General features: G+C 69.0%; 8 protein-coding genes. All 8 read left to right on the top strand.

Annotation, left to right across the window (positions count from 1 at the left end; translation table 11 throughout):
- Positions 1–157: 157 nt before the first annotated feature.
- The 8 genes from clsA (at position 158) to GTW67_RS34100 (ending at position 7,956) form a co-directional block, all read left to right on the top strand.
- Positions 158–766, top strand: a complete 609-nt coding sequence (gene clsA, locus GTW67_RS34135; RefSeq protein WP_161168602.1) for a cardiolipin synthase ClsA — start codon at positions 158–160, stop codon at positions 764–766.
- A 112-nt stretch (positions 767–878) separates the two neighbouring features.
- Positions 879–3,374 carry a mannose-1-phosphate guanyltransferase gene (locus GTW67_RS38285; RefSeq protein WP_161168601.1) on the top strand — a complete coding sequence of 832 codons (2,496 nt, stop codon included), beginning with the start codon at positions 879–881 and terminating at the stop codon, positions 3,372–3,374.
- 167 nt (positions 3,375–3,541) lie between these two features.
- Positions 3,542–4,378, top strand: a complete 837-nt coding sequence (locus GTW67_RS34125) for a DUF881 domain-containing protein (RefSeq protein WP_161168600.1) — start codon at positions 3,542–3,544, stop codon at positions 4,376–4,378.
- Positions 4,375–4,707, top strand: a complete 333-nt coding sequence (locus GTW67_RS34120; RefSeq protein ID WP_003977440.1) for a small basic family protein — start codon at positions 4,375–4,377, stop codon at positions 4,705–4,707. Before GTW67_RS34125 ends, GTW67_RS34120 begins: the two co-directional genes overlap by 4 nt.
- Before the next feature lie 5 nt (positions 4,708–4,712).
- Complete coding sequence (locus tag GTW67_RS34115; protein WP_161168599.1) at positions 4,713–5,597, top strand: DUF881 domain-containing protein; 885 nt, start codon at positions 4,713–4,715, stop codon at positions 5,595–5,597.
- A 484-nt stretch (positions 5,598–6,081) separates the two neighbouring features.
- On the top strand, positions 6,082–6,618 hold the full coding sequence (locus tag GTW67_RS38280) for an FHA domain-containing protein (protein ID WP_272920557.1): 537 nt from the start codon (positions 6,082–6,084) through the stop codon (positions 6,616–6,618).
- Between the two features lie 43 nt (positions 6,619–6,661).
- Positions 6,662–7,399, top strand: a complete 738-nt coding sequence (gene ftsR, locus GTW67_RS34105) for a transcriptional regulator FtsR (RefSeq protein WP_161168597.1) — start codon at positions 6,662–6,664, stop codon at positions 7,397–7,399.
- An 83-nt stretch (positions 7,400–7,482) separates the two neighbouring features.
- The gene (locus tag GTW67_RS34100) at positions 7,483–7,956 is read left to right on the top strand and encodes a bifunctional nuclease family protein (RefSeq protein ID WP_030189411.1); all 474 of its coding nucleotides are present in this window, start codon (positions 7,483–7,485) and stop codon (positions 7,954–7,956) included.
- The last annotated feature ends 30 nt before the right edge of the window (positions 7,957–7,986 follow it).

Genomic DNA, 7,986 nt, shown 5'->3' with positions numbered 1-7,986 from the left:
GATGGTACTGCAGGGGGGACCCTGTGGGAGAGTAGGACGCCGCCGAACTCCTTTTAGAGCTCTGGCTCTTGGGCACGCAGCCCAAGAGCCAGAGCTTTTTTGCGTTGAGGTAGGGTCGGGGAGCATCATCGGCTCGTTTCAATCAGGAGGCCCCCGCGTGGAGGTCCAGGAGACCCGCGTGCAGACTGACCGGGTCCTCACCATCCCGAACATCCTCAGCATGGCGCGCCTCGCCGGCGTGCCCCTCTTCCTGTGGCTGATCCTGCGGCCCGAGTTCGGCGGACCGCAGAGCGACGGCTGGGCGCTGTTGGTGCTGGCCCTGAGCGGAGTCAGTGACTACCTGGACGGAAAGCTCGCGCGGCGTTGGAACCAGATCAGCAGCCTCGGCCGGCTCCTGGACCCCGCGGCCGACCGGCTCTACATTCTGTCGACTCTCGTCGGCCTCACCTGGCGGGAGATCCTGCCGCTCTGGTTGACCCTTGTACTGCTGGCCCGTGAAGCCGTGCTGCTGGTGATGGTGGGCATCCTCCGCCGCCACGGCTATCCGCCGCCGCAGGTGAACTTCCTGGGCAAGGCCGCCACGTTCAACCTCATGTACGCCTTCCCCCTGCTGCTGCTCAGCGATGGCAGCGGATGGATCGCGTCACTCGCCGCAGTTTTCGGATGGGCGTTCGCCGGATGGGGTACAACCCTCTACTGGTGGGCAGGTGTTCTCTACGTGGTTCAGGTCCGCCGCTTGGTCCGTGCGGACACCATGACCGATTGAACTCGCCCTTTGCCCGGCCGCTCCGGCCGGATGGCCCGCGCTGCAAAAGTGCGCGACCCTGGACGGGTGAAGTCGGCTTAACCGTCGTCTCTTAGAGGAGGACGCTTCCGACATGAAGGCCGTCGTGATGGCCGGAGGCGAAGGCACCCGCCTTCGCCCGATGACCTCGAGCATGCCCAAGCCGCTCCTGCCGGTGGCCAACCGGCCGATCATGGAGCACGTTCTGCGGCTGCTCAAAAGGCATGGGCTCAACGAGACCGTCGTCACCGTGCAGTTCCTGGCCTCCCTGGTCAAGAACTACTTCGGTGACGGTGAAGAGCTCGGAATGGAGCTCACCTATGCCAATGAGGAGAAGCCACTCGGTACCGCCGGAAGCGTGAAGAACGCCGAGGAGGCGTTGAAGGACGATGCCTTCCTCGTCATTTCCGGCGATGCCCTGACCGACTTCGACCTCACCGACCTGATCAACTTCCACAAGGAAAAGGGCGCGCTCGTCACCGTGTGTCTGACACGCGTGCCCAACCCCCTGGAATTCGGCATCACCATCGTCGACGAAGAGGGCAAGGTCGAGCGCTTCCTGGAGAAGCCGACCTGGGGCCAGGTCTTCTCGGACACCGTGAACACGGGCATCTACGTCATGGAGCCCGAAGTCTTCGACTACGTCGACCCGGATGTGCCCGTCGACTGGTCGGGCGACGTCTTCCCGCAGCTGATGAAGGAAGGCAAGCCGGTCTACGGCTATGTCGCCGAAGGCTACTGGGAGGACGTCGGCACGCACGAGAGCTACGTCAAGGCCCAGGCCGACGTCCTCGAGGGCAAGGTCGACGTCGACATCGACGGATTCGAGATCTCCCCCGGCGTATGGGTGGCGGAGGGCGCCGAGGTGCACCCCGACGCCGTGCTGCGCGGACCGCTCTACATCGGCGACTACGCCAAGGTCGAAGCCGGCGCCGAGATCCGTGAACACACGGTCGTCGGGTCCAACGTCGTCGTCAAGAGCGGCGCCTTCCTGCACAAGGCCGTCGTCCACGACAACGTGTACGTCGGGCCGCACAGCAATCTGCGAGGCTGCGTCGTCGGCAAGAACACCGACATCATGCGCGCCGCGCGGATCGAGGACGGTGCCGTCATCGGCGACGAGTGCCTCGTCGGTGAAGAATCGATCGTCCAGGGCAATGTGCGGGTGTACCCGTTCAAGACGATCGAGGCCGGTGCCTTCGTCAACACCTCCGTCATCTGGGAGTCGAGAGGACAGGCCCACCTCTTCGGCGCCCGCGGAGTGTCCGGCATCCTCAACGTGGAGATCACGCCGGAGCTGGCCGTACGGCTGGCCGGCGCCTACGCGACCACGCTGAAGAAGGGCTCCACCGTCACCACGGCCCGCGACCACTCCCGCGGTGCCCGTGCGCTGAAGCGGGCGGTGATCTCCGCACTTCAGGCCAGCGCCATCGACGTACGCGACCTGGAGAACGTACCGCTGCCCGTGGCACGGCAGCAGACCGCGCGCGGCAGCGCCGGCGGCATCATGATCCGGACCACGCCCGGCGTGCCGGACTCCGTGGACATCATGTTCTTCGACGGGCAGGGGGCCGACCTCTCCCAGGGCAGTCAGCGGAAGCTGGACCGGGTGTTCGCGCGGCAGGAGTACCGGCGTGCGTTCCCCGGCGAGATCGGCGACCTGCACTTCCCGTCCAGCGTCTTCGACTCGTACACCGGGTCGCTGCTGCGCAACGTCGACACCACCGGGATCGCCGAGTCCGGGCTGAAGGTCGTCGTGGACGCCTCCAACGGCAGCTCCGGCCTCGTGCTGCCCAGCCTGCTCGGCAAGCTCGGCGTCGACTCGCTGACCATCAACCCCGGTCTCGACGAGTCCAGGCCGACCGAGTCCGCGGACATGCGGCGGTCCGGTCTGGTGCGCCTCGGAGAGATCGTGGCGTCGTCGCGGGCCGCGTTCGGCGTGCGCTTCGACCCCGTCGGTGAGCGGCTGTCGCTCGTCGACGAGAAGGGCCGCATCATCGAGGACGACCGGGCACTGCTGGTCATGCTCGACCTCATCGCCGCCGAGCGGCGCAGCGGCCGGGTCGCGCTGCCGGTGACGACCACCCGGATCGCCGAGCAGGTGGCGGCGTACCACGGCACCCAGGTCGAGTGGACGACGACCTCGCCGGACGACCTCACGCGGGTCGGCGGTGAGGAAGGCGCGATCTTCGGCGGTGACGGCAAGGGCGGCTTCATCGTCCCCGAGTTCAGCAGCGTCTACGACGGCACGGCGGCGTTCGTGCGGCTCATCGGTCTGGTGGCGCGGACGCAGCTCACCCTCAGCCAGATCGACGCGCGGATCCCGCGGGCGCACGTCCTCAAGCGGGACCTGGCGACCCCGTGGGCCGTCAAGGGCCTGGTCATGCGGCGAGTCGTCGAGGCGGCCGGAGACCGCTTCGTGGACACCACCGACGGCGTTCGCGTGGTGGAGACCGACGGGCGCTGGGTGATGGTGCTGCCCGACCCGGCCGAGGCCGTCACCCACCTGTGGGCCGAGGGGCCCGACGACGCCTCCGCGCAGGCGCTGCTGGACGAGTGGTCCGCGGTGGTGGACAGCGCGGGCCGGTAGAACACACCGCACGCGTGCGTGCCGGACAAGTGTCCCCAAGGGGGCCTGTCCGGCACGCCGGTGGGGCCATTCGGAGGTAGTGGCCCTGGCGTGCGACGATGTGCGGCATGCCGCAGCAACCCCCCGTTCGGAGCACATCCACGCGGCCCGCACGCCCGGACGCGTCCATGTCGTTGCTCACCAACGTGATGGACCACAGTCTCGACGACGGTTACGCCGAGGCCGCCGCGCGGAAGAAGGCCGAGGGCGCCGGTGGTATGCCCCGCACCCTCCGCGCCAAACTCGCCCTGGCCGCGGGACTGGTGCTCGCCGCGCTGGTCGTCACGGTGGGAGCGGCGCAGGCCCGCGTCGCGGCGCCCGTCGTCGCCAAGGAACGCGAGGAGCTGATCGACCGCATAGAGGGGGAGACCTCGGCGGCCGACAAGCTTGAGGAGAACGTCGACGCACTGCGCGACGAGGTGAGCGCGCGGCAGCGCGAGGCGCTGGACAAGAGCGGCGACGGCGACCGGGCCGACCTCATGGGCGTCCTGTCCGGCGCCGTCGAGGTGCACGGCCCCGGCGTGAAGCTCGTGGTGGACGACGCCAAGGACGTCGGCTCCGGCAGCGACGGGCAGCCGCGCGGCACCTCCGGGTTCTCCGACACCGGCCGGGTACGGGACCGGGACATGCAGCGCGTGGTCAACGGGCTGTGGGAGTCGGGGGCCGAGGCGGTCTCCGTCAACGGGCAGCGGCTGACCGCGCTGTCGGCGATCCGTGCCGCGGGGGACGCGATACTGGTCGACAACAGGCCGCTGGTGCCGCCGTACACGGTGCTCGCGGTGGGGGACGGCAAGCAGCTCAGCAGCAGGTTCCAGGACAGCGCGGACGGGCTGTATCTGAATGCCCTGCAAGAGGGCTACGGCATCCGGACCGCGATCTCCACGCAGGACGAGCTCCGGCTTCCGGCCGCGCCGAGTGTGATCGTACGAACCGCACAACCGATATCCGAGAAGGGCACATCGTGATCGCCGTACTGGGCCTCGTCGTGGGAGTCGTGGCCGGCCTCTTGGTCCGGCCCGAGGTGCCGGCGGCCGTCGAGCCTTATCTGCCGATCGCCGTCGTGGCGGCGCTCGACGCTGTCTTCGGCGGGCTGCGGGCCATGCTCGACGGCATCTTCGACGACAAGGTCTTCGTGGTGTCGTTCCTGTCGAACGTGGTCGTGGCCGCGCTGATCGTGTTCCTCGGCGACAAGCTGGGCGTGGGCGCCCAGCTGTCCACCGGTGTCGTGGTCGTCCTCGGCATCCGCATCTTCTCCAACGCCGCGGCGATCCGCCGGCACGTCTTCCGGGCGTGAGGCCGATGAGCGACCACGAAGAGCAGCCCGCGAACAGGCTGCGCAGGGAACTCCCCGAGGAGGTGCCGCCGGTGGACTCCCCGGCCACCGACTCTCCGGCCACCGACTCCTCGGCAGCGGAAGCGCCCGCCGAGGACGCGTCGCGGGAGGAGCGGACGCGGACCGGGCTCACCGGCCGGCAGCGGCTGGCGAAGGGGCTGTGGCCACCGCGCGTCACCCGGGCACAACTCATCGTCGCGCTGCTGCTGTTCGGCCTCGGATTCGGGCTCGCGGTCCAGGTCGCGTCGAACAGCGACAGCGACAGCGCGCTGCGCGGCGCCCGGCAGGAAGATCTCGTCCGCATCCTCGATGAACTGGACGACCGCACTCAGCGTCTAGAAGACGAGAAGCAGGGCCTCGAGAAGCAGCGGGACGAGCTGGAGAACAGCTCCGACCAGGCGGAGGAGGCCCGCAAGCAGACGCTGGAGAAGGAGCGGCAACTCGGCATCCTGGCGGGCACGGTGGCCGCGCAGGGGCCGGGCATCACGATGACGATCGAGGACACGAAGGGAACGGTCGAGGCGGACATGCTGCTCGACGCGATCCAGGAACTGCGCGCGGCGGGGGCGGAGGCGATCCAGGTGAACGGCGTCCGGGTCGTCGCGGGCACCTATCTCGCCGACTCCGACAAGAGCGTCAGCGTCGACGGGAACAAGATCAACGCGCCCTATCGTTTCCAGGTCATCGGCAAGCCGCAGGACCTCGAACCGGCGCTCAACATCCCTGGGGGCGTGGTGCAGACTCTGGAGAAGGAACAGGCCACCGTTACTGTTGAGCGGTCGAGCAAGATCGTCGTGGACGCCTTGCGAGCGGCGAAGCGGCCTGACTACGCTCGGTCGTCCTCCCAGTGAACCGGCGGTGCATGGGGGCCGTCCGGCGAGGGCATGAGGTTGCGGGGGGTCGGCGCACCGATTGGGTGGTGCGTGGTGGAAACTGTCTGGTGGAGGCGGACGTTGTGAAGGTGTCCGGGTCGGCCAGTAGGTTCAGTCAGGGTTCGTCCTGCCCCACGGGCGGGTCTGTTTCGGTCAAGGGGAATCGCCCGTGAAGTTGTTTGCGAAGTTGTTCGGCAAGAGCGCGCGAGAGGGCAGCGACAACGCGACCGCTCGCCATCGCGCCCAGCCTGACGCAGAGGGCCCGCGCCCGATGTTCCGGGACCAGGTGGCTGGTCCGGGCGGTGACATTTCCGGTGGTCAGGGCGCGCCGTCTGTTGACCCTGCGCAGTCCGGCGGCATAGGTTTCGGCCAACCCTCAGCCTCAGGTACGGGTGAAGGGTTCCAGCCCGGCCCGTACGGGTCGAACGCCCCGGCGGGGCAGCCCCGGCAGGAGGATCCGTCCATGTCGGCCCTGGTGTGTACGAGGTGCGGCAACCGCAACGCGGAGAACAGCCGCTTCTGCTCCAACTGCGGCGCCCCCCTGCGCCCCGGTGCGGTTCCGGAGCGTGCGTCCGAGACGACCTCGACGATCTCCATCTCCGGCCTGGAGGCGTACGACGCCGAGATGACCGGCCAGACGGCGGTGCCGGCGCTCTCCCCCGAGGCGCAGGCGGCCGTGGACGCGCTGCCGCTGGGTTCGGCGCTCCTGGTGGTGCGCCGTGGCCCGAACTCCGGCAGCCGCTTCCTGCTGGACGGCGAGCTGACCACGGCCGGGCGTCACCCGCAGAGCGACATCTTCCTGGACGACGTGACGGTCTCGCGCCGGCACGTGGAGTTCCGCCGCGGTCAGGACGGCTCGTTCACGGTGGCCGACGTCGGCAGCCTGAACGGCACGTACGTCAACCGCGAGCGGATCGACCAGGTCGCGCTGTCGAACGGCGACGAGGTGCAGATCGGCAAGTACCGGCTGGTGTTCTACGCGAGCCAGCGGGGCTACTGACCGTCCCCGGACTCGATCCGGGGAAGAGTCCCAGGGAAGGTCCATGCTTCGAACACCGAGCGGCGGTGCCGTGTCCGGCACCGCCGCCACGGACAGTGGGCTGATGAGCATCGGCTCGGTGCTGAACACGCTGCGCGACGAGTTCCCCGACATCACCATCTCCAAGATCCGCTTCCTGGAGTCGGAGGGCCTGGTCGAGCCGCGGCGTACCCCGGCGGGGTACCGCAAGTTCAGTGCGAACGACGTCGAGCGCCTCGGTCACGTCTTGCGCATGCAGAGGGACCACTATCTGCCGCTCAAGGTGATCCGCGAGCATCTGGACGCCATGGAGCGCGGTGAGGCGGTGCGCCTGCCGAGCGTGGGCCGGCAGCGCGACGGGGAAGCCGTGCCGGAGCCCGACGAGGGACCCACGGCCGCCCGGATCGGACGGGACGAGCTGCTCGCCGCCGCCGGTATCGGCGAGCAGGAGCTGACGGAGTGGGAGTCGTACGGGCTCGTCGCTCCACTGGCCGACGGCGTGTACGACGCCGAGGCGGTCACCGTCGCCTCACTCGTGGTCGAGCTGGGGCGGTTCGGCATCGAACCGCGGCATCTGCGGCTGATGAAGGCCGCCGCCGACCGGGAGGCCGGGCTGGTGGACCAGGTGGTGGCCCCGCTCAGGCGCCACCGCAACCCGCAGACCAGGGCACACGCCGAGGCCCGCACCAAGGAGCTGGCCGGACTGGCGGTGAAGCTGCACGCGGCGCTGGTGCAGACCGCCCTCGGGGTGCGGCTGCCCTGAAACGGGGCCGCCGGGGACCCGGATCGCCCACCCGTTCCCGGCCCGACTACCCAAACGTCCCGGGCACGGCCTAGGGTTGCTGTGTGAACGAGCTCGATGTCGTAGGTGTCCGGGTCGAGATGCCCTCCAACCAACCGATCGTGCTGCTGCGCGAAGTGGGAGGCGACCGCTACCTCCCCATCTGGATCGGGCCGGGGGAGGCGACGGCGATCGCCTTCGCCCAGCAGGGCATGGCCCCTGCGCGGCCGCTGACCCACGACCTGTTCAAGGACGTGCTGGAAGCCGTCGGCCAGGAGCTCACGGAAGTACGCATCACGGATCTGCGTGACGGGGTCTTCTACGCCGAGCTGGTCTTCGCCAGCGGCGTCGAGGTGAGCGCGCGGCCGTCCGACGCCATAGCGCTGGCGCTGCGCACCGGAACACCGATCTACGGCAGCGACACGGTGCTCGACGACGCGGGCATCGCCATTCCGGACGAGCAGGAGGACGAGGTGGAGAAGTTCCGCGAGTTCCTCGACCAGATCTCGCCGGAGGACTTCGGCACCAGCAACCAGTAGTCACGCACGAGCCGGGGACGGGAGCGACGG

Origin of the sequence: Streptomyces sp. SID5910, from assembly GCF_009862125.1 — a bacterium.
Lineage (GTDB): Bacteria > Actinomycetota > Actinomycetes > Streptomycetales > Streptomycetaceae > Streptomyces.
Note: the sequence above shows the minus strand (reverse complement) of the source record. Positions and strands in the feature narration are given on the sequence as shown.

What these genes read in the sequence shown, in the direction of transcription:
- GTW67_RS34115 (WP_161168599.1), top strand. Translation starts at nt 4,713, where the DNA reads ATGAGCGACCACGAAGAGCAGCCCGCGAACAGGCTGCGCAGGGAACTC.
- ftsR (WP_161168597.1), top strand. Translation starts at nt 6,662, where the DNA reads ATGCTTCGAACACCGAGCGGCGGTGCCGTGTCCGGCACCGCCGCCACG.
- GTW67_RS38280 (WP_272920557.1), top strand. Translation starts at nt 6,082, where the DNA reads ATGTCGGCCCTGGTGTGTACGAGGTGCGGCAACCGCAACGCGGAGAAC.
- GTW67_RS38285 (WP_161168601.1), top strand. Translation starts at nt 879, where the DNA reads ATGAAGGCCGTCGTGATGGCCGGAGGCGAAGGCACCCGCCTTCGCCCG.
- GTW67_RS34125 (WP_161168600.1), top strand. Translation starts at nt 3,542, where the DNA reads ATGTCGTTGCTCACCAACGTGATGGACCACAGTCTCGACGACGGTTAC.